Below are 23,380 nucleotides of genomic sequence, written 5' to 3'. Positions count from 1 at the left end.
CCCTCGCCCTTCCCACGAGTTCCGAAGCGAAAGCCTGCCCGCCATGACGGTCGAACCCATCCTGACCCTGGAAGGGATCCCCTTCCTGGACGACGCGACCCGGCCCAGGGCACCGGCCATCCCCGGCGTCACCCCGATGCAACGCGCCCGAGGGCGGCGCCTGGGCCTGTATCACCGGCACCACCTCGCCGAGCTTGCCGCCGTCCGCGCTGCGCTCGACCGGTTCCGGTCGGGGACCGGCACCGTCGAGGCCGTGTCCGAGGGCGTCGCGTCCCTGTCGATGGTCGCGAACTTCCGCGCGTTCGGCAACCTGTGCGGGCAACAATGCCAGATGCTCCAGATGCATCACGACATCGAGGAAGGCAGCGTCTTTCCGGCCATCAGGCAGGACGCAAGCATGAGCCCGGTCCTCGACCGCCTCGGCGCGGAGCACCGGACCGTTCACGCCCTGCTCGAACGCATCCTGCAGATCGCGCGCGCCATCGCCGTGGATCCGCGCCGGGACTACGCCCTCGCCCTGGGCAGGATCTACGAGACCTTCGAGCAGATCGTGATCTCGCATTTCGGCTACGAGGAGCGCGAGCTCGAGGAGGCGATCGGGTTCTACAACGCGTTATGAACGGCCGCCTCCAACCGGAGCGCTTCGTCGATCGCCGCGGGCCCGGATCGCATGCAAGGCCCCGGGTAAGCCGGCACGTTTCCTCAGCGGCGCCCGCCCCACATCCCGGTGCGTTCCGACCGCGCCTGCTCCTCCGCCGCGAGCAAGTCGGGCGGCGCGTCCTCGCTGGCGCGGGCGCCGCCGGCCGAGAGGATCAGCGCGGCGAGGTCGTCGCCGTCGATGCGGCAGCGGGTGCCTTGGGTTCCGCCGGCATCGGGCGCGCACACCACCTCGCGGCGGCGCAGGTAGCGCGCGAGCTGGCGGGCGAGGTGGCCGCCCTGGCCGTCGACGCCGGCGAGCCGCACGGTGCGGCCGCGGAACGACAGGGTCCCGGTGTCGATCACCTCGGGCACGCCGCGCGCCTCGGGGCCGGCGGCCGGCGCGGCGGCTGCGGGCGCGGGCGGCGCCGCTTCGGCCGGCTGCGGCTCGGCCTTGACCGCGGAGGGGCGCTTGCGGCCCTTGGCCATCTGCGCCGAGGCCCGCTGCACGAAATCGCGGAAGATCGAAGCCGGGACGTCGCCTCCGCCGACGCGGTTCATCGCGGAATTGTCGTCGTTGCCGACCCAGACGCCGACGACCATGTCGGGCGTCATCCCGATGAACCAGGCGTCGCGGTAATCCTGCGTCGTCCCGGTCTTGCCGCCGACGGCCAAGCCGGACACGCGCGCGCCCTTGCCGGTTCCGCCGTCGACCACCGCCTGCAGCGAATCGAGCATCATCGTGCGGCTGTCGCCCGGCAGGCCGGCGGCGGGCTTGGCGTCGGGGCGCAGATAGAGCGGGGCCGGCGCTCCGCCGCGGATCGCGTGGATGTCGAAGCTCTCCACCGGCGTGCGGTTGGCCAGAACGCCGGCATAGGCGCGTGTCATCTCCAGCAGCGTGACCTCGGCCGAGCCGAGCGCGAGGCTCGGCACGTTCGGCAGCTCGGACTGCACCCCGAGGGATTTCGCCGTCGCGATCACGGCCGGGATGCCGAGCTCCTCGCCGAGCTGGGCCGCCACCGTGTTGATCGAGAGCGCGAAGGCGGTCCGCAGCGGCACGGCGCCGCGGAACCGGTTGTTGGCGTTCTGCGGCTCCCAGTCGCCGATCTGCACCGGGCGGTCGACCAGCACGGTCTCCGGGGTCAGCCCGTTCTCGTAGGCGGTGAGGTAGACGAACAGCTTGAACAGCGAGCCGGCCTGGCGCTTGGCCTGGGTCGCGCGGTTGAACTGGCTGTCCTCGTAGTCGCGCCCGCCCACCATCGCGAGGATCGCGCCGTCCTTCGACATCGCGACGAGCGCGCCTTGGCCGATCTTCTTCTTGCCGCCCTCGGCGTCGAGGCGGCGTGCGACGATTCCCTCGGCGAGGCTCTGGAGGTCGAGGTTGAGGGTCGAGCGCACGGTGAGGTCGCCCGGCGCGTCTGTGAGCTTCTTGGCGTCGGCGGCGAGGAGGTCGAGAAAGTAGTTGCTGCCCGGCGGCGTCTCCGGCGGCGTGCGCAGCGTCACGGTCTTGGCCCGCGCCGCGTCGGCGGCCTCCGCGGTGATCGCGCCGGTCTCGACCATGGTCTGCAGCACCACGTCGGCGCGCTCCTTGGCGCCGCCGAAGTTGCGCGTCGGGGCGAGCTGCGAGGGCGCCCGCACCAGCCCGGCGAGCATCGCCGCTTCCGGCAGGGTCAGCGCCTTCGCACCCTTGCCGAAGTAGCGCCGCGCCGCCGCATCGGCACCGTAGGCGCCGGCCCCGAAATAGGCGGTGTTGAGGTAGCCGAGCAGGATGTCGTCCTTGCTCATCTCGGACTCGACCCGCAACGCCAGGAAGGCCTCCTGGATCTTGCGGCGCAGGGTCTTCTCCTGGTTGAGCGAGGTCAGCCGGACATATTGCTGCGTGATCGACGAGCCGCCCTCGCGCACCCCGCCGCCGACGGCGTTGCGCCAGGCCGCGCGCACCAGCCCGCGCAGGTCGATGCCCCAATGGCTGTAGAAGCGCCGATCCTCGATGGCGACGATCGCCTGGGCGAGATGCGGCGGAAGCTCCGCCTTGGTGATCGGCTGCCCGCGGAACGCGCCGCGGGTGGCGAAGACCCGGCCGTCGTCGGCCTCGACGGTGAGCGCGCGCTGGCCCTGGTCGATCACCACGCCGCCGAGCGGCGGCAGCGTCAGGAACGCGAACAGGACGTAGCCGGCCAGCGCAACGAGCGGCAACGCGACGACGGCGCCGGCGACCAGGAGGGCGGGGCGCAGCGAACGCCCGCGGATGGCGAAGCGCGACGGCGCGGACCCGGCGGTCGCCGGACCCGCGATGGGGGCGTCAGCCTCGGCCGGAGCTTTGGATCGGCGGCGTGCCGCGAGGCCCCCGACGAGCGATCCGGTGGCTCGCGCCGCCTCCCGGCCCCTGCGCCCGGCGCCGCGCGCGGCACCGGCTGCGAGGATGCCGAGCTGGCGCGCCAGCACCTTGGCGGCGGCAGCCGCCTCCCGCGCCGCGGCACCGGCATCGGGCGAGGCGTCGTCGGGGGGGCGTCGATCCGAATCGGGTGGAGGCATCGTGTTCCTGAACGGCGGCCCGTGCGACGCCACAGCTCCGCCGGCGCTGCCGTTCTAGAATGATCGGGCGGAGCGAAGCTATGCCGTGTGGCGTCCGCCGGGACGTCCGGTCTCTCAGACGCCGTGGCGGAAGGGCATCGGCGAGCCGGCCGCCTCGTGGCGGTCGCGCAGGCGGAAGCCGAGGACGACCAGCAGGACGCCGAAGGCGACGGCGTAGGCGCCGAGCCACCAAGTGAGCACCAGCGCCGACATGCCCGGCTCGACGAGCAGCACCGCACCGAACAGGATCGAGACCAGTCCGCCGAGGCCGAGCCACCAGCGTCCGAAATGCAGATGCAGGCGGAAGGCGGCCGCGATCATGAGCGCGCCCGTGACGATCGCCCAGATCGCGACGAGCAGGACGAAGGCCCAGACGGCGGCGCCGGGCACGAAGAAAGCCGCGACGCCGACCAGGATGTCGAGCAGGCCCTCGATCAGCAGGAAGCCCCAGCGCTCGTGGGCTTGTGCCGCCCGGACCGAGGCGACGATCGCGAACACGCCGTCGACGACCATGTAGGCGGCGAAGAACCACACCAGCGACAGGACGAAGGCGGCCGGCGCCACGAAGGCCATCACGCCGAACAGGATGGCGACGACGCCGCGCAGGGCGACGAGCCACCAGTTGCGCGCCAGCGTCCGGCTCATCGCGTCGAGGCGCGCGGTCCCGACGAGCGGGACGCCGGTCGGATGGGTTCGGGAGGAGAGGGCCATCGCATCGGCTCGCTGGTTATCGGTACGGTACTCCGGCGCGAAAACGCCGCACCGCAACACCCGTTCCCCTCGGCCCTGTTCCGCGGGGGCGAACGGCGCGGCGAAGCGCAGCGGAACTTTGCCGTCGCATCGCCTTTTTAGTCGGTGAGGCGGGTTATTCGTTCGCTCCGGCCGCTTCGGCAGTGTTCGGCGCGGGCGCAGGCGGTTTCTTTTCGATGCTAGACGATCAGCGCCAGGCGACGGCCCTGGACCCGCAGACGCGCCCCGACGACCGGGAGGCGCCCGACCGACGCGACATCATCGATCTCAAGCCGCAGGAGAAAGGTCCTGAGGCGGGCGTCGAGGCCGACGAGAGCAAGGCCGTGCCCGATCAGGACGCGTCGTCCGAGGGCGAGGACGACGAGAACCGGCCGGGTATCCTCAAGCGCCATCCGTGGTGGTTCGTCCTCGGCGGGATCGCGATCGTGCTCCTTGGGATCGCCGGGTTCTTCTACTGGCAGATCTACCTGCACCCTTACGAATCCACCGACGACGCCTTCGTCGACGCGCGCCAGTTCTCGATCGCGCCGAAGGTGTCCGGCTACGTCGTCGCGCTCTCGGTCACCGACAACCAGCACGTCGACACCGGCGCGACCCTGTTCCAGATCGACCGGCGCGATTACCAGGTCGCCCTCGAGCAGGCCCAGGCTCAGATCGCGTCGGCCAAGGCGTCGATTCAGAACGTCGACGCGCAGGTCGAGGCGCAGAGGGCGCAGATCGATGTCGCCAAGGCGCAGGTGACGCAGAACCAGGCGGCGCTCGACTTCGCGAAGGCGGATGCCGCCCGCTACAAGGATCTCGCCAGCCGCGGTGCCGGCACCGTGCAGCAATCGCAATCCTCGACTTCGACCCTCGAGCAGCGCCAGGCCGCGCTGACGAGCGCGAACGCCAGCGTGGTGCAGGCGCAGAAGCAGATCGGCTCGCTCCAGGCGCAGCGGGCATCGGCCGAGGCCAGCCTCGCCAACGCCGATGCGCAGGCGGCGCAGGCCGTGCTCAACCTCGGCTACACGACGGTGACGGCGGCGCAGCCGGGCCGGGTCGTGCAGCTCACCGGCGCGGTCGGGCAGTATGCTCAAGCCGGCCAATCGCTGGCGATGTTCGTGCCCGACGAGAAGTGGGTCGTCGCCAACTACAAGGAGACGCAGATCACCGACATGCGCCCGGGCCAGTCGGTGAGGATCGAGATCGACGCCTATCCCGACCGCAAGATCAACGGGAAGGTCGCCTCTGTTCAGCCCGGCTCGGGCACCGCCTTCAGCCTGCTGCCGGCGCAGAACGCCACCGGCAACTACGTGAAGGTGGTGCAGCGCGTGCCGGTGAAGATCGTCGTCGACGAATGGCCGCAGGACGTGTCGATCGGCCCCGGCATGTCGATCGTGCCGACGGTGCGGGTGCGATGAGCGCCGGGGCCGCCGCGGCGGGCGGCGGTTCGCGCAAGGCCGGCGGCAAGGATGCGGGAAAGGCAAAGGCGACGTCCGGCGGCCTGCCGCGCACCGCGGGCGGCCACAGCCCGTGGGCGGTGGCGCTCGTCGTCGCGCTCGCGACCTTCATGGAGGTGCTCGACACCACCATCGCCAACGTCGCGCTCCGCTATATCTCGGGCGGGCTTGCGGTCGGGCCGGACGAGGCGGCGTGGGTGGTCACGAGCTACCTCGTCGCCAACGCGATCGCGCTCACCGCATCGAGCTTCCTGGCCAAGCGCTACGGCCGCAAGGCGTTCTTCATCGCCAGCGTTGCGCTGTTCACCGTCGCCTCGATCGCCTGCGGCTTCGCCTGGGACCTGAACTCGCTGCTAGTGTTCCGCGTGATCCAGGGGCTCGGCGGCGGCGGCATGGCGCCCCTGGCGCAGTCGATCCTCGCCGACTCGTTCCCCCCCGCCAAGCGGGGCCAAGCCTTCGCGCTCTACGGGCTCGCGATCGTCGTCGCGCCGGTCGTCGGCCCGACGCTCGGCGGCTGGCTGTCCGACAACGTCTCCTGGCACTGGTGCTTCCTGATCAACGGCCCCGTCGGCGTGATCGCGCTGGCGCTGATGTGGTGGCTCCTGGAAGATTCCGAAGCCGCGGTGAAGGAGCGCAAGGCGCTGCGGAAGAAGGGCATCCGGTTCGACGTCGTCGGCTTCCTCCTGGTGGCGACCTTCCTCGGCTCGCTCGAGGTCTGCCTCGACGAGGGCCAGCGCAAGGACTGGTTCGGCTCGCCGCTGATCCAGGTCTTCGGTGTTCTCGCCGTGGTGTCGTTCGTCGCGATGATCCCGTGGCTTCTGAGGGCGAAGAACCCGGCCGTCGACCTGCGCCTTCTCGGCAAGCGCCAGTTCGGCTCGTGCTTCCTGGTCATGCTCGCCACCGGTGCGATCCTGATCGCGACGACGCAGTTCATCCCGCAGATCACGCAGGACTATTACGGCTACACCGCCACCATCTCGGGGCTCGTGCTGGCGCCCGGCGGCCTCGTCACCGTGGCGATGATGCTGGTGATCGGGCAGGTGTCCGGCTACTTCCAGCCGAAATGGCTGATCGCCACCGGCGCGACGATCGTGGCGCTGGCGATGTACGACCTGACCCGGATCTACGGCGATTCCACGTTCTGGTTCTTCGCCTGGTCGCGGATCTACATCGGCATCGGCCTGCCCATGATCTTCATCTCGATCACCGCCGCCTCGTACGAGGGCATCGAGAAGTCGCAGACCGACCAGGCCTCGGCCTTGATCAACGTCGCCCGCAACGTCGGCGGGTCGATGGGCGTGTCGCTGGCGCAAAACATCCTGGCCTATCGCAGCCAGTTCCATCAGAGCCGGCTGTCGGAGAGCGTCACCACAACGAGCCCGGCCTACCAGGAGACCATGCGGCAGGCGACGCAGTACTTCACGGTGCACGGCACTCCCGGCGTCGACGCGCAGGGGCAGGCCACCGCCTGGATCGGGCAGCAGCTCGCGACGCAGACGGCGTTCTTCGCCTACATCGACGTGTTCTGGGCGCTCTGCCTCGTCTCGGCTTCGGCGGTGCCGCTGGCGATGATCCTCAAGCGGGTCGAGCGCGGCGGCGACGCGCCGGCGGGGCATTGAGGGAACGCCCTCCGAGATCCGGTGCGGCCGCGGATCGATGCGCCGGCAACGTTCGTCCGGTTCGACAGTTCGCGGGATAACGCTTACCGGCTGCAACCAGAAGAAATCATCTCGGCCCTGCGCGCCGAGCGGGAGGAAGCCGGCGTGCCGCGTTCATCGAGGACGACATCGACCGTTGCCGCCGTGGCGCTCCTTGCGCTCGCCCTGCCGGCGCGGGCCGCCGAGCCCGCCGGCGAGTGGCGGACCTTCGGGCACGACCATTCCAACCGGAATTTCTCCGATCTCTCGGCGATCGACCGGAGCAACGTCGGGCGGCTCCGGCCGGCCTGGATGTTCCAGACCGGGGTGACCGGCTACTTCCAGGCCCAGCCGGTGATGGTCGACGGCGCGCTCTACCTCTCGACCACGCAGAACAACGTCGCGGCGCTCGACGCGAAGTCCGGCCGGGTGCTGTGGACCTACACCCACAAGCCGCGCACCGAGAAGATCTTCGGGCCGCCCTCGAACCGCGGCGTCGCCGTCTCCGGCGGCCTCGTGTTCCAGGCGACGATGGACGGGCGGGTGATCGCGCTCGACGCCAAGTCCGGAAAGGTCGTGTGGGACCACGAGGCGGTGCGCCCGGAGGAAGGCGAGTCCGAGACCGCATCGGGGCTGACGGCGCAGCTCGGCGGTAAGCCGGTGCAGGGCTCGAGCCGCCTCGGCTTCAAGATGCCGCCGCTCGTCGCCGACGGTCTCGTCATCGTCGGGGTGAGCGGCGCCGGCTACGGGCTCCATGTCGAGGACGAGAAGGGCGGCCTCGACGGCGGCTCGGTCGTCGGGATCGAGGGCGGCTACGGGCGCCGCGGGTGGCTCGCCGCCTACGACGCGAAGACCGGCGAAGAGCGCTGGCGCTGGTACGTCACCAAGGCCGACGGCTGGGAGGGCGGATACGTCGAGACCACCGCCGACGGCGTCCCGCTGCATCGCGACGTCGCCGCCGAGAAGGCGGCAGCGCCGGCCAACCGAGAGGCATGGCGGGTCGGCGGCGGATCGCTCTGGATGACCCCGGCCTTCGACCCGGATCTCGGCCTGATCTACCTCGGCACCGGCAACCCGGCGCCGCAGAATTTCGGGCTCTCGCGGCCGGGCGACAACCTCTACACGATGAGCCTCGTGGCGCTCGACGCGAAAACCGGCGCGCTGCGCTGGTACTATCAGCAGGTGCCGCACGACGAGTGGGGCTACGACGTGGCGAGCCCGCCGTTCCTGCTCGACCTGAACGGGAAGGACGGCCCGGTGAAGGCGGTCGCCTCCGCCAGCAAGACCGGCTGGATCTACGTCCACGACCGCGCCACGGGCCGGCTGCTCGAGCGCTCGGCCCCGCTGATTGCGCAGAAGAACCTGTTCGCTCCCCCGACCGCGGAAGGCACCGTGGTCGCGCCGGGACCCCTCGGCGCCGTGTCCTGGCCGCCGACGGCCTACGATGCCGCAAGCGGCCTCGCCTTCGCACAGGTCCGGCACGGGGCGACCACCTACACCGTCAAGACCGTGCCCGGCGGCCCCGGACGGCCGGAGATCCGCTACACCGAGACCGGCGAGGCGAAGGGCGAGCCGAGCTTCAGCACGCTCACGGCGGTCAACCTCGCCAAGGGCGGCACCATCGCCTGGTCGGTGAGGTCCGTGAGCCGGCTCGCCGGCGGCACGCTGGCGACGGCGGGCGGCCTGGTCTTCTCCGGCGAGGAGGACGGCCATCTCGACGCGCACGATGCCGGCACCGGCGAGATCCTGTGGCGGTTCCAGTGCGGCGCCGGCATCAGCGGCCCGGCGATCACCTACAGCCTCGACGGGAAGCAGTACGTCGCGGTGGCGGCCGGCGGCTCGTCCTTCACCAAGGCGTCCGGCTTCGGCACCGGCGACGCGCTGGTGGTGTTCGCGCTGCCGGACTGAGCGTGATCGCTCAGCCCTTCGGCCGCGCCTGCAGGATCGCCGCGCGGACGAACGGGCGCTTCAGCGCGATGCCGACATCCTCGCGCTCCATGAAGACCCGTGCGCCCTGGTGGTTGCGCACCGCCTTCATCAGGTTCAGCTGATAGCCCTGCTGGAACACGAAGATCGGCGGCAGCGGGTCGGCGAGGTAGGCGGCCACCGCGGCGTCGACCTCCTCCTCGACGATGTGGTGGGCGTTGCATAGGTCGCCGACGGTCTGGAAATCGATCATCCCATCGACATAGGGCGTCGCGCCCCGCCTGTCCCGGGCCGCGACCGCCGCCGTCGCGTTCGGGTCAGGCGACCGGGCGGTAGGCGGTGCGCAGGCGCAGGCCGAACACCGCGAGCATGGTCATGCCGCACAGGACGGTGTTGGCGTTCAGCAGCACGTTCTCGAACGAGGCCGAGATCACCGCCAGCATCCAGATGCGCAGGAAGAACAGCGTCTGAGCGTCGAGCGGCCGCCCGGCGCTGGCCCGCTGCAGGTCGCGGATCGGGGCCACGACGAGAGCGTTCAGGAGCAGCAGCGCGCCGGGCAAGCCCATGATCAGTGCGGCGTCGAGGAAGGAGTTGTGCGCCTGCGTCGCGGTCTGCACCCAGTCCGAGCCCGGGTCGGCGCCGCCGCCGTAGACGGTGCGGTCGGTCAGCCAGAAGGCGCCGTAGCCCCAGCCGCGGATCGGGTGCACGACGACGTGCTCGATCGCGAAAGCCCAGATCTCGTTGCGCGCGGTGAAGGTCGCGTCGGGAATGATCGCGTCCAGCACCGTTCGGATCGGCGGCAGCAGTACCGAACCGATGGTCGCGACGATGAGCAGCGCCACCGGGCCGACCAGCAGCAGCCCGCGCATCGTCCCCCCGCGCAGACGGCTGCACAGGACCGAGACCAGCAGGACGAGGGGCAGCACGGCCAGCGGCGTCTTCGAGCCGGCGAAGACCATGAAGACCAGCGCCCCCGCCGTGATGGTCCAGCCCAGGCCCCGGTGCAGCACGGCGGCGACGTAGAGGCCGCAGACCGCGATCATCGACATCGCCGAGCCGGCCTCGTTCTTGTGGGTGAAGATCCCGCGCCACAGGCCGATGTGGTTGTACTCGCCGGTGACGTCGAAGGCCGAGTGGATGGTGAGGTTGGGGACGAGCGCGACGCCGAGATAGCTCGCGGCCAGCACGATGCCGGCGGCGAGCGCCAGCGCGGTGGCGAACTGGCGCCCGTTGCGCGCGACCACGAGAACGCCCGCGGCGAGCAGCGCGACGATGCCGAACAGCACGATCCGGCGGATCGACAGCATCGGGTCGGTGGAGAGGAGGGTGGTGATGCCGAGCCAGCCGCCGAGCAGCAGCAGCGGCCAGGAGGCGAGGGGGCGCAGCCTGGCGAAGCCGAGCCGCCCGAGCACCATCAGCATCGCCGTGCCGAGGATGACGAACAGCGCCTGGGTGAAGAGGCTGCCGGTTTCCGGGTCGCTCAGGAGGCTGCGGTTGGCGAGGTCGCTGAACCAGAGATGGTTCCAGAGCAGGACCAGCACGACGGTGACGAACGGCAGGCGGACGGCGTCCGGGATGTCGCGTCCCGGCAGCGATCGCGACCGCCTGACGGCCGCCTCAGCCCTGATGCCGTGCGCCGCTGACACGAACCCGCCCTCACCGGCCATCCGCGGTCTGGAACCGCGCACCATCATAGTCCGGACGGAGCATGCCGTCGCCCCGAACCTGCCCGCGGTCTCGTCCGATCGCGGGTAACCTTGACGGAGCGATCAGCGCCGCCCGATCGTCATCGATTGCCGGCTCGTCGCCTGCGTCCGGAGGAAGGCCGCCATCTCGGCGAGCTCCGGCGCCTTCGACCGGAAGGTGACGGAGAGCGCGAGCAGGGTGTCGGCGTGGTCGAGCCCGGGATAGATCCGCTCCTGCACCGGCACGCGGGCGTTGCGCAGCGTCTCAGCGAGGCTCTGGGTGTTGCGCGGGCGGACGATCGTGTCGTCGGCGCCGGTCGCGAGGAAGGCCGGCGGCGCGCTCGGGCCGGCGAAGGTCACCGGCTGAGTCGCGCGCGGGTCCGGCGCCTGGCCGAACACCTTGCGCGAGGTGTCCTGGTCGAACGGCAGGAAGTCGTAGGGGCCGGACAGGCCGGCGACCGCACGGATCACCTTCGGGTCGACCCCGGCCGCCTTGAGGTAGCGGGTGTCGAGGCCGAGCATCACCGCGTTGTAGGCACCGGCCGAGTGCCCGGCGAGCACGATGCGGCGCGGGTCGCCGCCATAGGTTGCGATGTTGTCGCGGACCCAGGCGACGGCGGCTGCGCCGTCCTCGAGGAAGCCGGGGAAGGGCGCCTCGGGATAGAGCCGGTAGTCCGGCAGCACGGTGACGAAGCCCTGCGCGGCGAGCGCCTGTCCGACGAAGGCGTAATCCGCCTTCGAGCCGTTCTGCCAGGAGCCGCCGTAGAAGAACACCAGCACCGGCGCGTTCTCGGGCGCGTTCACGGGCGCGTAGACGTCGAGGCGACGCCGCGGGCCCTCGCCGAACGGCTCGTCCCGCAGCACCTGCCGGCCGCCGGAATCCCGCGGGCCGATCGCATCGAACAGGGCGAGCGGCGAGCAGGCGGCGATGCCGATTGCGGCGAGCGCGAGGCATGCCAGGCTGGCGAGAGCCGTGAGGATTCGTGTCATTCGATGTCCGATTGGGCCGCGAAGGCCAGATGCATGCGGCTCTGGGCGGATTCATGACCAGATCGCGCCGAACTCCGTCGGCGCGTCAGGTGCGCAGCACGATGCAGGCGCCGCCGACGCTGCGGATCCGGCCGCACAGCCCGTCGGCCGCCTGCCGGCTCTCGGCCGGGATGCGGATGCGGTAGAACGCGCGGGTGCCGCGATTGCGCAGGCGCGTGCCGATGATCATCGGGCGGACCTCGCCGACCACCTTGGCGTAGGTGGCGCGCGCCCGGGAGAAGGTCGCCAGCGCCAGCGACTTCGAGAAGTTGCCGGCGAGCTGGATGCCCCACGGCGCGGCCGGCCCTTCGTTGGCGCCGATGGCGAAGCGGTCGCCGCGCGACGGGATGCGCAAGGCGGCCGTGACCTGAAGGCAGGTCTGCGCCGGCTCGGGTGCGGTCTCGGCCTTCGCCGACTCGGGCACCCGGGCGTCCGCGGGCTTCGTCCCGCCGGGTTTGGCCTCGCCCGGCTTGGTCTCGGCGCTCTTGGCCTCAGCGCTCTTGGCGTCAGCGCTCTTGGCGTCAGTGCTCTTGGCCCCGCCCCCTTCCGGCGGCCCCATCTCGATCCGGGATGCGCCGCCGCGCCAGTCCTCGGCGGGCGCGCCGGTGATTGCGAGCACGTAGGCGCGGGTCTCGGCGGGCAGGCCGCCGCTGCCGGCAAGCCAGCTCGTCACTCGGCCCGGGCCGCCGTTGTAGGCGGCCGCCGCCAGGCCGAGATTGCCGAACTGCCGCTTCAGGTCGGCCAGCAAGTGGGCGGCATGCGGGATCGCCTGCTCGGGGTCGAACGGATCGGCCAGCCCGCGCTCGCGCGCCGTGCCGGGCATGAACTGGGCGACGCCCTGCGCCCCGACCGGGCTGACCACGCCGACGCGGAACGCGCTCTCGCGCCAGATCAATCGCGTCAGGAACGGCACCGGCAGCCCGCGCGCCCGCGCCGATCCCTCGATCAGCCGGCACAACGCCTGCTCGACGGTCTCGGTGGCGCCGTCGGAGGGGACGGCGTGTGCGGGCGTGGCGAGGAGGAGGGTGGTCGCCAGGAGGGCGAAGGCGGCGCGATGCCGAGGGGATTTGAGCAGCCCTCCGGCGATGCGAGCCCATGCGTTGCGCCAGGCATAGTCAAGAATGCTGGTGTGATACCGCTCCGAACACGCGCGTTTCCCTCCCCCCTCTGCGGGGGAGGGTGGGCCTCGCGTCAGCGAGGGTCGGAAGAGGGGAGCGACAGTGCCGGATGCGGCGCTCCCCTCTCCCGACCCGCTTCGCGGGCCACCCTCCCCCGCAGAGGGGGGAGGGAAGGGTGCTGAACGAGGGGCTATCTGAAAACACCTCACGCCACGAATGGGAACGGTCATGCCTCGCGATCGTGCCCCTTGCGGTCGCGTGCGCCGTGCGCCGCAAGACCGATCCATCCCACGTGCACCGTTCTAGCGCCCTGCAACCGGCGATCAATCCGCCGCGTCACGTCCAGGCGGGGCGGTCGGTGCCGAGGCGGCGCGCGGGCAGGGACCATCGGACCGGCGCGCCGGCGACCGCCAGGGGCGGGCGCAGGCGATGGGCCGGGCCCCACGGCGTCGCCTCGACGCCGGCATCGAAGTCGTCGTCGGCTTCCGGCGCGAACGCCTCCATCGAGCCCGTCCGCTCGGCGTCGAGGAGCAGCCGCGCCGTCCGGGCCAGCGAAAGGCGCGCCGCGCCGGCACGCCCGTCGCGCAAACGTCGCTCAAGGAGGCGGATCGCGGCGGCGGCCAGAAGGTAGCCGGTGGCGTGGTCGAGGGCCTGGACGGGCAGAGGCACCGGCCGGTCGGCGTTCCGCCACGCCTGCCCGGCCTCGGCGATACCGCAGCTCATCTGCACCAGGCTGTCGAAGCCGCGGCGTCCGGCCCAGGGGCCGGTCCAGCCGTAGGCGTCGAGGCTGACGTCGATCAGCCCGGGCGACAGGGCACGCCGTGCCGCGGCGCCGTAGCCGAGGCGGTCGAGCGCTTCGGGCCGGTAGCCGTGCACGAGGATGTCGGCGCCGGTGAGCAGCGCCTCGAACCGGTTGCGGTCGGCCTCGCGGCGAAGGTCGAGCCGGGCGCATCGCTTGCCTAGCGTCATATGGACCTCGACGCCGGGCTCGTTCCAGCCCGGCGGGTCGATCCGCAGGACCTCGGCGCCGAAGCCGGCCAGGAACCGGGTCGCCACCGGCCCGGCGAGCACCCGCGTCAGATCGAGGACGCGCAGGCCCGCGAGCGGCCGCGCGGGTTCGGGCTTCCAACTGGAGCGGGCCGCCGCGCCGGGATCGAAGGCGACGAGCGGCTCGGCCGCGACCGCCGCCCCCTGCGGATGCGCGGCCCAGGCCTCGACCGAGCGCATCTCGGCCGCGCAGCCGCCCTCCGCCACGATCGCCGCCTCCAGATCGGATTTGTCCCAGCCGGCGACGGCGGCCGCCATGCCCGCGCGGTCGGCTTGCGCGCCGAGAACGCGCTCGGCCGCCGCGCGGTGATGCGGCGCGTTGGTGTGGAGCCGGATCCAGCCGTCGCGGGTGCGGTAGTCGCCCGCCACCGGGTCCCACAGGTCCGGCAGCGTCCATCCGATCGGGCGGAGCGAGGTGCGGAACCACAGCGAGGCGAGGCGGCGGTCGACCGAGACGGCCGGCGTCGCGCCGACGGTGCCGACGAGGTCGGCGATCGCCAGCCCCGCCGCGGCGACGGAGCCGGCGGCGAGGTCGGTGACCGGAAAAGCCGAAGGCAGGGTCCCCGTCCCGGTGATCGTCCGCGCCGCGGTGCCCGCCGCGCTGCCCAACGCCGCACGGATCGTCGCCGCGAAGGTCTCTGCCGACATGCCGCCCCCCTGTTGGCCCCCGGGTGGTTCGCCGTCGGGCCGCCGCCGCGCTATAGAGACCGCACCTGCCCCGGAACGAACGCGATTGATGCCCGAGCCGCTGCTTTCCGTCGAGGATCTCTCGGTCGCCTTCCGATCGCGCGAAGGCGAGAGCCGCGCCGTCGATGGCGTGTCGTTCACGATCCTGCCGGGCGAGACCGTGGCGCTGGTCGGCGAGTCGGGATCGGGCAAGTCGGTCACCGCGCTCTCGATCCTGCGGCTCCTCGACGGCGCCGCCCACCATCCGGGCGGGCGGATCGTGTTCAAGGGGCGCGACCTGCTCGCCCTGCCGGAGCGCGCGATGCGCAAGGTCCGCGGCGCCGACATCACCATGGTGTTCCAGGAGCCGATGACCTCGCTGAACCCGCTCCACACCATCGAGCGGCAGATCGGCGAGGTTCTGGGATTGCACCGCGGCCTCTCCGGCAAGGCGGCGCGGGCGCGCATCCTCGAATTGCTGGAGCTGGTCGGCCTGCGCGATGCCGCGCGCCGCATGGGCGCCTATCCGCACGAATTGTCCGGCGGCCAGCGCCAGCGGGTGATGATCGCGATGGCGCTCGCCTGCGAGCCGGATCTGCTCGTCGCCGACGAGCCGACCACGGCGCTCGACGTGACGGTGCAGGCGCAGATCCTCTCGCTGCTGGCCGACCTGCAGAAGCGGCTCGGCATGGCGATGCTGTTCATCACCCACGACCTCGGCATCGTCGAGCGCATCGCCGCGCGGGTCTGCGTGATGCTGAACGGTCGGATCGTCGAGGCCGGCCCGGTCGCCGCGGTGTTCGCCGACCCGCAGCACGCGTACACGCAGCGCCTGATCGCCTCCGAGCCGAAGGGCCGGGGCAACCCGGTCGCGGCGGATGCCGAGGCGCTGGTCGAGGCCGGCCCGCTGAAGGTGTGGTTTCCGCTCAAGGAGGGCTGGCTCCGGCGCACCGCCGGCTACGTCAAGGCGGTCGACGGCGTCGCCCTGCGGGTCCGTGCCGGCGAGACCGTCGGCGTCGTCGGCGAATCTGGCTCGGGCAAGACTACGTTGGGCCTCGCGCTGCTGCGGCTGACGGCGTCGGAGGGGCCGATCGTCTTCCTCGGCCGCGACATCGAGACCTACGGCGTCGCGGCGATGCGGCCCCTGCGCAAGGACATGCAGGTGGTCTTCCAGGACCCCTACGGCTCGCTCTCGCCGCGGATGTCGGTGGCCGACATCGTCGCCGAGGGGCTGGTGGTGCAGGGCGTGCCGAAGCGCGAGCATCGCGCCATCGTCGCGCAGGCGCTGATCGATGTCGGGCTCGATCCGGCGGCGATGGACCGCTACCCGCACGAGTTCTCCGGCGGCCAGCGCCAGCGCATCGCCATCGCCCGGGCGATGGTGCTCGACCCCCGCTTCGTCGTCCTCGACGAGCCGACCTCCGCGCTCGACCGCTCGGTGCAGTCGCAGATCGTGACCTTGCTGCGCGACCTGCAGCGCACCCGCGGCCTCGCCTACCTCTTCATCAGCCACGACCTCAAGGTGGTGCGCGCGCTCGCAAACTACGTGCTGGTGATGCAGAACGGCGTGGTGGTGGAAGAGGGACCGGCCGACGAGATCTTCTCCCGGCCGAAGACCGCGTACACCCGCACCCTGTTCTCGGCGGCCTTCGCGCTGAAGAGCGACACCGTCGCCGACGTCGAGCCGGTCTAGGACGATGGCGCGGGCACTGCTCATCGTCCTCGATTCCGTCGGCATCGGCGGCGCGCCGGACGCCGAACGCTACGGCGACGCCGGCTCCGACACGGTCGGCCACATCGCCGAGGCCTGCGCCGCGGGGCGGGGCGACCGTACCGGCCTACGTTCCGGCCCGTTGCGCCTGCCGCATCTGGCCGCCCTCGGCCTCGGCCTCGCCTGCGAGGCCGCCACGGGTCGGATGCCGCCGGGGCTCGCGCCGCCCGGCGCGCTCGCGGGCGCCTGGGGCCACGCCGTCGAGACCGCGGCCGGAAAGGACACGCCGTCCGGGCATTGGGAGATCGCCGGCCTCGCCATGCGCGAACCGTGGGGATACTTCCCGGATACGCGGCCGGCCTTTCCCGAGTCGCTGACGCGCGACCTGATCCGGCTGGGGGACCTGCCGGGCATCCTCGGCGACCGCCACGCCTCCGGCATCGCGATCATCGATGCGCTCGGCGCCGAGCACGTCCGGACCGGCAGGCCGATCTGCTACACGTCCGCCGACAGCGTCTTCCAGATCGCGGCCCACGAGGACGCCTTCGGCCTGGAGCGCCTCTACGACCTGTGCCGGATCGCGCGCGAGCTCTGCGACGCCTACCGGATCGGCCGGGTGATCGCCCGGCCCTTCGCCGGGACGGCCGAGGCAGGCTTTCGCCGGACGAGCCACCGCCGCGACTTCTCCGTCGCGCCGCCGGCCGACACCCTGCTCGACCGCCTCCAGGCCGCGGGCCGCGACGTGGTCAGCGTCGGCAAGATCGGCGACATCTTCGCCCACCGTGCCACCGGCCGCGAGATCAAGCCGGGCGCCAACATGGCGTGCCTCGACGCCGCGCTCGATGCGCTCGGAAGCCTCGCCGATGGCGGGCTGGTCTTCGCCAACCTCGTCGACTTCGACAGCGAGCACGGCCACCGCCGCGACGTGCCGGGCTACGCCGCCGAGCTGGAAGCGTTCGACGCCCGCGTTCCCGACATCCTGGCGACGCTTCGCCCGGGCGACCTCTGCCTCGTCACCGCCGACCACGGCAATGACCCGACCTGGCACGGCACCGAGCATACCCGCGAGCAGGTGCCGGTCCTGGCCTTCGGGCCGGGGATCGCGCCGGGCCCGCTCGGGCGGCGCGCGACGTTCTCCGACATCGGCGCCACCGTCGCCCGCCATCTCGGCCTGCCGCCCGGCGCCGGGACGCCGGCCTTGTGAGGAGTTTTGCGATGCGGGACGACGACGAGCGTGTGAAGCGCCCGGTGTACCACGAGATCGGGCAGGGGCTCGACACCCTGTCGGTGGACGAGATCGATCACCGGATCGCGCTGTTGCAGGACGAGATCCGGCGGCTCGAGGCGGCCCGGACGGCCAAGCAGGCGGCGCTCGGCGCCGCGGACGCGTTCTTCAAGCGCTGAGGCGGCGCGTTCAGTAGCGCGTCGTGAGCGCGTTCAGCCAATCCGGCGAGGCGTCGACCAGCACCGCCTCGATCCGCTTGTCGGCGCCGAGCACGATCACCAGCCCGGTGGCGACGAGGATGAGACCGAGCGCCGCCTTCATTCCCTTGCCGGCCCGCATCAGCCGGTCGCGCCAGCGCATCAGGACGGATCGCGAGAGGGCGCCGAGGATCAGGAGCGGCAGGGCCGCGCCGAGGCCGAAGACCAGCATCGTCAGGCCCACCGCCCCGAGGTCGCGTCCCTGCGCGGCCAGGATCGAGGCGGCGCCGAGCGTTGGGCCGACGCAGGGGCTCCAGACGGCGCCGAGCAGCAGCCCGACGCCGAGCTGGCCCCACAGGCCGGTGGCGGAGAACCCGCCGAAGCGCGCCTCGGTCCAGTTCGCGACCGGCCCGGCGGCGACCGCGAGGCGCGTCTGCGCCGACGGCACCAGCAGGACGATCCCGACGAGGATCAGCAGGATCGCGGCGACGCGGCGGAACACGTCGCCGTCGAGCCCGAGGCCGAAGCCGATCGTGGCGACGAACAGGCCCATCGCGACGAACGACAGGGCCAGCCCGCCCGCCAGCGCCGCCGGCCCGTAGCGATGCTCGGACGCCGCCGCCCCGAGCACCAGCGGCAGCAGCGGCAGCACGCAGGGCGAGAGCGTCGAGAGCAGTCCGGCGAGCAGCGCGAGGCCGAGGCTGACGAGCATCGCGTTCGGCCTAGAGGGTCTTCTCGACCAGCCCCTCGATCCATTCAGGCTGCGTCTCGCCGACCGAGCGGCCGGCCTCGACGGCGCCCTTGTAGGCGATCAGCGTGCTCTGCATGCGGACGTCGAGCTTGCGCAGCAGGTCCTTCTGGCTGTCGAAGTCGATGTCGAAGATCTGCAGGTCCTTGAAGCGCGGGTCGGCGCTGAGCTTGGCCAGGATCGGCTTCTGCGTCTTGCAGATCGGGCACCACGGCGCGCTGACCTCGACGAGGATCGGCTTGCCGGCCTTCTGCGCGGCGTCGAACGCCTCCTGCGAATAGGGCTTCATCTCCCCGGCCTGCGCCTGGGCGAAGGCCAGCGGCGCGAGGGCGAGGAGGGCGATGAGCGTACGGCGGCGTGTCATGAGCGTCGGATCCCCGGTTGGCGAAAGCCCGGCCCGCTCGGGCCGGGCGCGTCGTCGTCGATCAGTTGCTGACGGCCGGCACCGGGAAGGTGTGGTCGAACGTGCCGCCCTGGCTGTCGGTGGCCGCGACCGTGATCGGCGCGCTGCCCTCGGGGCGCATCTCGAAGCCGATCACCGGGTTCGACGAGATCGAGATGTCGCCTTCCAGCGTAAAGACGTTGCGCGCGCCCTGGCTGACGCTGATCCGGTCGAGGTAGCGGGCGGGCGTGTACTCGCGCGAAACCTGGTTCATCTGCATGCCGGAGAAGTTCGGGTGGCGGATCATCAGCGTCGCCGGCATCGCCTTGTCGGCGGTGAGGTCGGAGAACTTCATCCGCATGTCGCCCATGCCCTTCATCGCGTCCGCGTCGGTCATCCCCATCGGCGCCGAGCAGCCGCCCGATGCCTTCACGAAGATCTCGGACGCGACGAGGCGCCCGTCCTTGGTCTCGGCCACGGCGTGGACGTTGGAATAGGTGTTGACCCGCACCCGCATCTTCAGCTGCGCCGGGTCGCCGGCCGGCCCGAAGTCGACATGGGCGGCGAGCGGTGCCGGGTTGTCGTCGATGATGAGGTACAGCCCCTTCACCTGGTCCTTCCTGGCGACGGTGAGCGTCACCGGGACCAGGGCGGCGTCCTCGGCGCGCACCGGCATGTCGATCGACACAAGCTTGCCGGGCTCGACCTTTCGGTCGCCGAACACCTGCTTCTGCAGCTCCTGCCAGCGTGCCGCGCGCTCGGCGTCGCCGTCGCCGGCCGCCGCGAAGGCGACACCGGCCGAGGCCAGCACGGGCAACGCGACGGCGAGGCCGACGACGGTCTTTCGGATGATGTGGCGCATGGCGTTTCCTCGTAATCTCTTCGTTCGTTGCATCGGTGCTCTTGATGGCACCGCCGTCACGATAGACTTATAGAGGAGATTGCCGAATTTCCCCGGTCAAAACATAGTGCGCCGCGCGTCGTGCCGAGCCGCCGGCACGGTTGCGCCTAAGATGCGTTCGGCTTGCGGAGCACCCGCTCGTCCGCGACGAGCCGCTCCAGCTCGGCCTCGCCGATTGCATCCATCGGCGCGCGGATGCGGATCGCCCGCGTCGGCTCGCCGGCGCGCATCACCAGCACCACGGTCTCGATGTCCGGGCAACCGGGGTCGGCACAGGCGATCTCGTTGACGGTGATCGCATCCTCCGGGCCGAGCCCGAGGGCATCCGAGCATGCGACCTTCAGAAGCTTGGCGCGCTGAGCCTGCTCGGCCGAGCGCGCCCGCCACGCCTTCAGGCTGACGAAGGCCATGCTCTCGATTCTCCGTTCCGCGCCGAGGGGGCCGCACGGCATCCCGAGCCCTGCCGATCACCGGATGAAACACTGTTGCATCGGGCGTGGCTGTCAAGCCTCACGCCCGCGTCCATCGTCGACTGGTAGACGCAACGATGTCGGGGAAAGCCGGATTTCTGGTAAGCTCGCACGATCGCCGAAACAAACGCGACGCTCGCTCGTAAACGTCGCGCGCCCGCGTCCGGGGTGCAGGTGAGGAGTACCCGGTGCGACCCTGGCGAGACGGACCCGCTGATCGACGTGGCTACCACCACGGCAACCTGAAGGAGGCGCTGATCGAGGCCGCGCGCCGCTTCATCGCCGAGCGCGGCATCGGCGGCTTCACCCTGGTCGACGCCGCCCGCCTCGTCGGCGTCACCCCGGCCGCGCTCTACCGGCATTTCCGCGGCCGCGAGGCGTTGCTCGAGGAACTCGCCGGTCGCGGCTTCGCGGATCTGGCCGAGCGGCTGGCGCGCGCGCTCACAGCCCGCGGTACCCCGCTGGAGCGCTTCACCCGGATGGGCGAGGCCTACCTCGCCTTCGCGGAGGAGGAGCCGGGCTACTACGCGGCGATCTTCGAGACCCGCGGCGTCCACGCCCCGAACGAGGCCGGGCCGCGCCCGAGCCCGTTCGACCTCCTGGTCGAGGCGTTGCAGGCGACCTTCCCCGACGGGTTCGGCGGCGTCGCCCCGCGCTTCATCGCGCTGGAGGTCTGGGCGCTTTCGCACGGGCTAGCGACCCTCGCGGCAGCGGGACACCTGCCGAAGGGGCCGGGCATTCCCGACAAGTACGAGCTTCTGCGCGCCGGCGTGCTCGCCCTCGTCCACGGCGCCGGAGCGGGCAAGCCGGGGTGATGCGCATCGCGCGTCGCACCCCTTGAAAGGCCTGCGGGCCGCCCGCATGTTAACGCTGTTCACATGAACAGCGGAGCCTTACCGTGAGCACTTCCACTTCCTCCCCCTGGGCGAGCGGCAAGGTCAGCCGCTGCGGCCCGTTTCCGCGCCGCTCGATCGAGATCGGCGCGATCGTCGTGAGCTTCATCTACTGGTGGCCCGTCGGCCTCGCCCTCGTGGCGTGGAAGATCGCCGGGTATCCGGCCCTCGGGGAACTGCGCGACTACGCCAAGCGCGGCGCCGCGGGCTGGGAGGGCGGCACCGCCCGAGCCTCGCGCTTCGCCCGCGCGTTCGAGGCCTCGAACCGCCGCGGAACCACCGGCAACTGGGCCTTCGAGGAGTATCGCAAGGCCGAGCTCGACCGGCTCGACGCTCAGCGCCGCGCCCTGCAGGAGGAGAGCCGCGCCTTCGCCGAGTTCGTCGAGGAGCTGAAGCGCGCCAAGGATCGCGACCAGTTCGACGCCTTTATGGCCAAGCGCCGCGCCGACGGGACCGACAAGTCCTTCACCGCCTGATCCCGACGCGCGACCGACGAGATCGAGGGCCTTCCGTGCGAGCGGAAGGCCCTTTTTCGTGGGGTTCGCGTTGCGCCCGGGATCGCCGTTCGGCAAAGCGGGAGGGCACGCGTCGGGAGGACAGGATGAGCCAGGCAACGGTCACGGTGGTCGACCACCCCCTCGTCCAGCACAAGCTGACGCTCCTGCGCGACAAGAACCGCTCGACGCAGGGTTTCCGCAACCTGCTCAACGAGATCGGGATGCTGCTCGCTTATGAAGTGACGCGCGACCTGCCGCTGGAGCCGGTGAAGATCGAGACGCCGATCCAGACGATGGAGGGGCGCCAGATCCAGGGCAAGAAGCTGGTCCTCGCCCCGATCCTGCGCGCCGGCGTCGGCTTCCTCGACGGGATGCTGTCGCTGCTGCCCTCGGCTCGCGTCGCGCATGTCGGGCTTTACCGCGACCCGGAGACGCTCGAGGCGGTCGAGTACTACTTCAAGGCGCCGTCGGACCTCGCCGATCGCACGGTGCTGGTGCTCGACCCGATGCTCGCCACCGCGAATTCCGCCATCGCCGCGCTGACGCGGCTGAAGGCTCGCGGCGCGCAGGACCTGCGCTTCGTCTGCCTGCTCGCCGCGCCGGAGGGCGTCGCCCGGCTTCAGGCCGCTCACCCCGACGTGCCGATCTGGACCGCAGCGATCGACAGCCACCTCAACGACCACAGCTATATCGTGCCGGGCCTGGGCGATGCCGGCGACCGGATGTACGGCACCCGCTGAGACGCGCGGGCCTTGGACCCGGGCTTGCCAACGGAGCGTCCGGCGGCAACTAGGGGCGAACCCTCGCGAGGAGACCGCCCGATGACGACGACGCTGCCCGAGACCATGCGCCAGGTCTGCTTCAACGGAGCCGGCGGCCCCGAGGTGATCGGCATCGAGACGGTGCCGCTGCCGAAGGCCGGGCCGGGACAGGTGCTGATCGAGGTGGTGTCGGCCGGCGTCAACCGTCCGGACGTGATGCAGCGCGGCGGCAAGTATCCGCCGCCGAAGGGCGCCACCGCGGTGCCGGGCCTCGAGGTCGCGGGCCGTATCGCGGCGCTCGGCGAGGGCGTGTCCGGCCTGTCCCTCGGCGACGAGGTCTGCGCGCTGGTGATCAGCGGCGGCTACGCCGAGTTCGCGGTGGCGGAGGCCGGGCATTGCCTGCCGAAGCCTGAGGTGCTGTCGCTCGTCGATGCCGGCGGCATCCCCGAGACGTTCTTCACGGTCTATTCCAACGTGGTGCAACGCGGGCGGCTCGCCGCGGGCGAGACCTTCCTCGTCCATGGCGGATCGAGCGGCATCGGCTCCACGGCGATCCAGATCGCCAAGCACCTCGGCGCCCGCGTGCTGACGACGGCCGGCTCGGCCGAGAAGTGCGCGTTCTGCGAGTCGCTCGGCGCTGACGCCGCGATCAACTACCGCGAGGCCGACTTCGCCGAGGAGGTCCAGCGGCTGACCGACGGCAAGGGCGTCGACGTCATCCTCGACATGATCGGTGCGAGCTACCTCGCCAAGAACCTCGCCTCGCTCGCGGTCGAGGGTCGCCTCGTACTGATCGCCCTGATGGGCGGCAACAAGGTCGAGGCGCTCAACATCACGCCGATCATGATCAAGCGGCTCACCTTCACCGGCGCCACGCTGCGGCCGCGTCCGAACGCCGAGAAGGCGGAAATCGCCGACGGGCTCCGCCGCGACGTGTGGCCGGAGCTCGATGCCGGCCGCATCCGCCCGGTGATCCACGCGACCTTCCCCCTGGAAGAGGCGCAGAAGGCGCATGCTCTGATGGAGTCGAGCGCCCACCTCGGCAAGATCCTGCTCGTCACCGGCCGCTGAGGCCGAGCGCGGCCGTA

General features: G+C 71.4%; 22 protein-coding genes. 11 read left to right on the top strand and 11 right to left on the bottom strand.

Features of this window, described 5'->3' with window-relative positions; genetic code table 11:
* Positions 1-43 precede the first annotated feature (43 nt).
* On the top strand, positions 44-619 hold the full coding sequence (locus MKK64_RS12905) for a hemerythrin domain-containing protein (RefSeq protein ID WP_147728280.1): 576 nt from the start codon (positions 44-46) through the stop codon (positions 617-619).
* An 83-nt stretch (positions 620-702) separates the two neighbouring features.
* Here MKK64_RS12905 and MKK64_RS12900 read toward each other — a convergent pair whose 3' ends face one another.
* Together MKK64_RS12900 and MKK64_RS12895 are read right to left on the bottom strand one after the other, a co-directional pair.
* Positions 703-3,171 (bottom strand): PBP1A family penicillin-binding protein, encoded by a 2,469-nt coding sequence (locus MKK64_RS12900; RefSeq protein ID WP_243935336.1) that lies wholly within the window; start codon positions 3,169-3,171, stop codon positions 703-705.
* A 114-nt stretch (positions 3,172-3,285) separates the two neighbouring features.
* A complete protein-coding gene (locus MKK64_RS12895; RefSeq protein ID WP_243935334.1) occupies positions 3,286-3,921 on the bottom strand; it encodes an HdeD family acid-resistance protein in 636 nt (211 codons plus the stop codon).
* Between the two features lie 215 nt (positions 3,922-4,136).
* Between MKK64_RS12895 and MKK64_RS12890 the strand changes: the two genes are divergently transcribed.
* The 3 genes from MKK64_RS12890 to MKK64_RS12880 all read left to right on the top strand — a co-directional run bounded on the left by MKK64_RS12890 (position 4,137) and on the right by MKK64_RS12880 (position 8,944).
* Complete coding sequence (locus tag MKK64_RS12890) at positions 4,137-5,360, top strand: HlyD family secretion protein (RefSeq protein ID WP_243935333.1); 1,224 nt, start codon at positions 4,137-4,139, stop codon at positions 5,358-5,360.
* Positions 5,357-7,018: a DHA2 family efflux MFS transporter permease subunit gene (locus MKK64_RS12885; RefSeq protein WP_243935331.1), complete on the top strand. Its 1,662-nt coding sequence runs from the start codon at positions 5,357-5,359 to the stop codon at positions 7,016-7,018. The genes MKK64_RS12890 and MKK64_RS12885 overlap by 4 nt, the downstream gene beginning before the upstream one ends.
* Before the next feature lie 183 nt (positions 7,019-7,201).
* Positions 7,202-8,944 (top strand): pyrroloquinoline quinone-dependent dehydrogenase, encoded by a 1,743-nt coding sequence (locus tag MKK64_RS12880; RefSeq protein WP_409567942.1) that lies wholly within the window; start codon positions 7,202-7,204, stop codon positions 8,942-8,944.
* 10 nt (positions 8,945-8,954) lie between these two features.
* On the opposite strand, the gene MKK64_RS12875 is transcribed toward MKK64_RS12880, so the two are convergent.
* From MKK64_RS12875 to MKK64_RS12855, 5 genes are all read right to left on the bottom strand, one after another.
* Positions 8,955-9,215, bottom strand: a complete 261-nt coding sequence (locus tag MKK64_RS12875; protein WP_243935329.1) for a hypothetical protein — start codon at positions 9,213-9,215, stop codon at positions 8,955-8,957.
* 64 nt (positions 9,216-9,279) lie between these two features.
* Positions 9,280-10,608 carry an O-antigen ligase family protein gene (locus MKK64_RS12870; RefSeq protein WP_243935328.1) on the bottom strand — a complete coding sequence of 443 codons (1,329 nt, stop codon included), beginning with the start codon at positions 10,606-10,608 and terminating at the stop codon, positions 9,280-9,282.
* Between the two features lie 123 nt (positions 10,609-10,731).
* Entirely contained in the window at positions 10,732-11,637 is a 906-nt protein-coding gene (locus MKK64_RS12865; protein ID WP_243935326.1) for an alpha/beta hydrolase, read from the bottom strand.
* Positions 11,638-11,722: 85 nt separating this feature from the next.
* Positions 11,723-12,751 carry a transglycosylase SLT domain-containing protein gene (locus MKK64_RS12860; protein ID WP_409567954.1) on the bottom strand — a complete coding sequence of 343 codons (1,029 nt, stop codon included), beginning with the start codon at positions 12,749-12,751 and terminating at the stop codon, positions 11,723-11,725.
* A 379-nt stretch (positions 12,752-13,130) separates the two neighbouring features.
* Positions 13,131-14,489: a CoA transferase gene (locus MKK64_RS12855; RefSeq protein ID WP_243935325.1), complete on the bottom strand. Its 1,359-nt coding sequence runs from the start codon at positions 14,487-14,489 to the stop codon at positions 13,131-13,133.
* 88 nt (positions 14,490-14,577) lie between these two features.
* Between MKK64_RS12855 and MKK64_RS12850 the strand changes: the two genes are divergently transcribed.
* Genes MKK64_RS12850 through MKK64_RS12840 form a run of 3 tightly spaced genes read left to right on the top strand, consistent with a single transcriptional unit; the run spans position 14,578 to position 17,622 of the window.
* The gene (locus tag MKK64_RS12850) at positions 14,578-16,200 is read left to right on the top strand and encodes an ABC transporter ATP-binding protein (RefSeq protein WP_243935323.1); all 1,623 of its coding nucleotides are present in this window, start codon (positions 14,578-14,580) and stop codon (positions 16,198-16,200) included.
* A 4-nt stretch (positions 16,201-16,204) separates the two neighbouring features.
* The gene (locus tag MKK64_RS12845) at positions 16,205-17,422 is read left to right on the top strand and encodes a phosphopentomutase (RefSeq protein ID WP_243935321.1); all 1,218 of its coding nucleotides are present in this window, start codon (positions 16,205-16,207) and stop codon (positions 17,420-17,422) included.
* Positions 17,423-17,433: 11 nt separating this feature from the next.
* Positions 17,434-17,622: a DUF1192 domain-containing protein gene (locus MKK64_RS12840; protein WP_243935319.1), complete on the top strand. Its 189-nt coding sequence runs from the start codon at positions 17,434-17,436 to the stop codon at positions 17,620-17,622.
* A gap of 10 nt (positions 17,623-17,632) precedes the next feature.
* Here MKK64_RS12840 and MKK64_RS12835 read toward each other — a convergent pair whose 3' ends face one another.
* From MKK64_RS12835 to MKK64_RS12820, 4 genes are all read right to left on the bottom strand, one after another.
* The gene (locus MKK64_RS12835; protein WP_243935318.1) at positions 17,633-18,352 is read right to left on the bottom strand and encodes a cytochrome c biogenesis CcdA family protein; all 720 of its coding nucleotides are present in this window, start codon (positions 18,350-18,352) and stop codon (positions 17,633-17,635) included.
* A 10-nt stretch (positions 18,353-18,362) separates the two neighbouring features.
* The gene (locus MKK64_RS12830) at positions 18,363-18,752 is read right to left on the bottom strand and encodes a thioredoxin family protein (RefSeq protein WP_243935317.1); all 390 of its coding nucleotides are present in this window, start codon (positions 18,750-18,752) and stop codon (positions 18,363-18,365) included.
* 61 nt (positions 18,753-18,813) lie between these two features.
* On the bottom strand, positions 18,814-19,632 hold the full coding sequence (locus MKK64_RS12825; RefSeq protein ID WP_243935316.1) for a quinoprotein dehydrogenase-associated SoxYZ-like carrier: 819 nt from the start codon (positions 19,630-19,632) through the stop codon (positions 18,814-18,816).
* 146 nt (positions 19,633-19,778) lie between these two features.
* Positions 19,779-20,081, bottom strand: a complete 303-nt coding sequence (locus MKK64_RS12820) for a hypothetical protein (RefSeq protein WP_243935314.1) — start codon at positions 20,079-20,081, stop codon at positions 19,779-19,781.
* Positions 20,082-20,329: 248 nt separating this feature from the next.
* On the opposite strand from MKK64_RS12820, the gene MKK64_RS12815 reads away from it, so the two are divergent.
* The 4 genes from MKK64_RS12815 to MKK64_RS12800 all read left to right on the top strand — a co-directional run bounded on the left by MKK64_RS12815 (position 20,330) and on the right by MKK64_RS12800 (position 23,363).
* Entirely contained in the window at positions 20,330-20,956 is a 627-nt protein-coding gene (locus MKK64_RS12815; protein WP_147727475.1) for a TetR/AcrR family transcriptional regulator, read from the top strand.
* 83 nt (positions 20,957-21,039) lie between these two features.
* Positions 21,040-21,510, top strand: coding sequence for a DUF2852 domain-containing protein (locus tag MKK64_RS12810; RefSeq protein ID WP_147842950.1), 471 nt, complete (start codon positions 21,040-21,042; stop codon positions 21,508-21,510).
* A 125-nt stretch (positions 21,511-21,635) separates the two neighbouring features.
* The gene (gene upp, locus MKK64_RS12805) at positions 21,636-22,271 is read left to right on the top strand and encodes a uracil phosphoribosyltransferase (protein ID WP_243935311.1); all 636 of its coding nucleotides are present in this window, start codon (positions 21,636-21,638) and stop codon (positions 22,269-22,271) included.
* An 81-nt stretch (positions 22,272-22,352) separates the two neighbouring features.
* Positions 22,353-23,363, top strand: a complete 1,011-nt coding sequence (locus tag MKK64_RS12800; RefSeq protein WP_243935309.1) for an NAD(P)H-quinone oxidoreductase — start codon at positions 22,353-22,355, stop codon at positions 23,361-23,363.
* The last annotated feature ends 17 nt before the right edge of the window (positions 23,364-23,380 follow it).

Origin of the sequence: Methylobacterium sp. E-025 (genome assembly GCF_022829705.1) — a bacterium.
Lineage (GTDB): Bacteria > Pseudomonadota > Alphaproteobacteria > Rhizobiales > Beijerinckiaceae > Methylobacterium.
This window is presented reverse-complemented; position numbering and strand designations above follow the sequence as displayed.